General features: G+C 67.4%; 2 protein-coding genes. Both read right to left on the reverse strand.

Annotation, left to right across the window (positions count from 1 at the left end):
- A partial coding sequence (locus tag VGD20_RS10610) for a hypothetical protein (RefSeq protein WP_331134414.1) occupies nt 1-321 on the reverse strand: 321 nt, incomplete at its 3' end.
- Nucleotides 321-1,657: hypothetical protein (locus tag VGD20_RS10615; protein WP_331134415.1), on the reverse strand; the 1,337-nt coding region annotated here is incomplete at its 5' end. The genes VGD20_RS10615 and VGD20_RS10610, both read right to left, overlap by 1 nt.

Consider the following 1,657-nt stretch of genomic DNA (forward strand, 5'->3'; position numbering starts at 1 on the left):
TAGGCGGAAATCGCCGGCGGCGTCCCACCCGGGAAAATTGCGCGCGAGCAGCCAGTCGGAGAGGATCGAAGGCGCTCCGATCGCGCGATGAAGCTCGGCAAGGTCGAAACGTTGTCCGAGACCGAAGGCATCTATTACCCCGAGGCCGAGGACCACCTCGCCCTCGAGGCGCCGCGCGGCGATCCAGTCGACGAGGCTGTGTCGCATGCCCTCATGCCCATCGCGGACGAGGCCGGCAATCGCGCGCGCGGTCTCCCAGCGCACCCGCGGGATCGGCCAACGAAGCCGGGAGGTCAGCAAGTCGAAGGCGAGGTCGCGCATCAGGCCCACTCCGGCTTGCGGATCGGCTGCGCGGCCACTTCTTCGAGGAAGATGTCGATCATCGCGCGGGTGCAAGCCTTGGCGCGGTCGGTCTCTCCGACCTGGAGCAGAAAATAGACCAGCTTTGCGTAGCCGACCGTGATGCTGCCCTCACGCGGCGTGCCAAAGACGGGCTTTGCGGTCTTGCGCAGAAACTCCTCCCATCGCCGCCTGAAATGTGTCGCCACGAAGTCTAGCCGCTTGCGTGTCTCGCCGCCGCTCGAAAACCACTCGCCCCAGCCGTTGCGGACGATTTGCGCGCGGACGAGCCAGTCGAACGCGCGGCTGCGCCCGTGCCGGTCGAGTGCGATCTCGGCCGCCCGGTCGAGCGCGTCGCTCGCGAAGAAATAGAGGTCGGGTCCCGACGTCGCGCGATCGAGGTCGGCGAGCGCGGCATCTCCTTGTCCCGCGTCGTTCCAATAGTCGAGCCATGCCGTGAGACCTTCGCCGACGAGGAAGCGGCGGCGGAGCGCGGCGAGAAATGCGTCGAGCTCGCCGGGCGGATAACGCCTAAAATCGGGCAGCTTCCGCTTCCGGCCGGGCGAGGAGCTGTCGCGCCGCGCCTCTTCGCGCGCAGCGCGGCGCTCGGCGTCGCGCGTTGTTCCGCTACGAACGAGAACCGCTTTGGCGGCCGCAGCCGCGTGAGGACGGGCGGGCGACGCCGCCTTGAAGAGGGTCCGTCTTTCGGCCGCCGTCACGAAGGTGGAAAGCAGCGCCTCACCCGCAGGGGTTTCCGAAAGCGTGCGCTTCGCATAGTCGCGAAGCAGCCGCTCGGACCAGTCCCAGTCGCCGTCCTCGACGAGCGCTTCGAAACACCCTGCCACCTTGTCGGGGCGGTAGTCGAGCAGCAGACGGTGATATTCGGGCGGCGCATGCCGCGTCTCGCGGCCGTCGGTATAGCCGAGGATCTGTTCGACCGGCCCGGCGATTTCAACCAGCCAGTCCCTGGCGTCGGCATCACCCGCGGCCAGCATCAGCTCGAGCGCCTCGAGCACTTCGAAGACATAGATATCTTTACGCCAGCCGTAGCCGAGCAGGCAGGCATAGGCATGGGCGAGTTCCTTCGCTGCTTCATCGGCGAGCCCGTTGTCGGCGGCGAAAGTCGCGAGCTTGACTGCGGCGTCGGCGCGCTCGTTGAATTCGGTCTGATCGGCGTCGAGCGACGCTTTCTCGCGCGCGAACAGGAACGCCGCGGCTTCGGGGGTGAGCAGCCGATGGCGGCGCTCGGAGAGCAGGTCGATCCAGAGCTCGTCCAGCCAGAAGGGGCTTTCGGCCGCGCAGCGGAGGTCGGATTCGC

Source organism: Sphingopyxis sp., assembly GCF_036402335.1.
GTDB lineage: Bacteria > Pseudomonadota > Alphaproteobacteria > Sphingomonadales > Sphingomonadaceae > Sphingopyxis.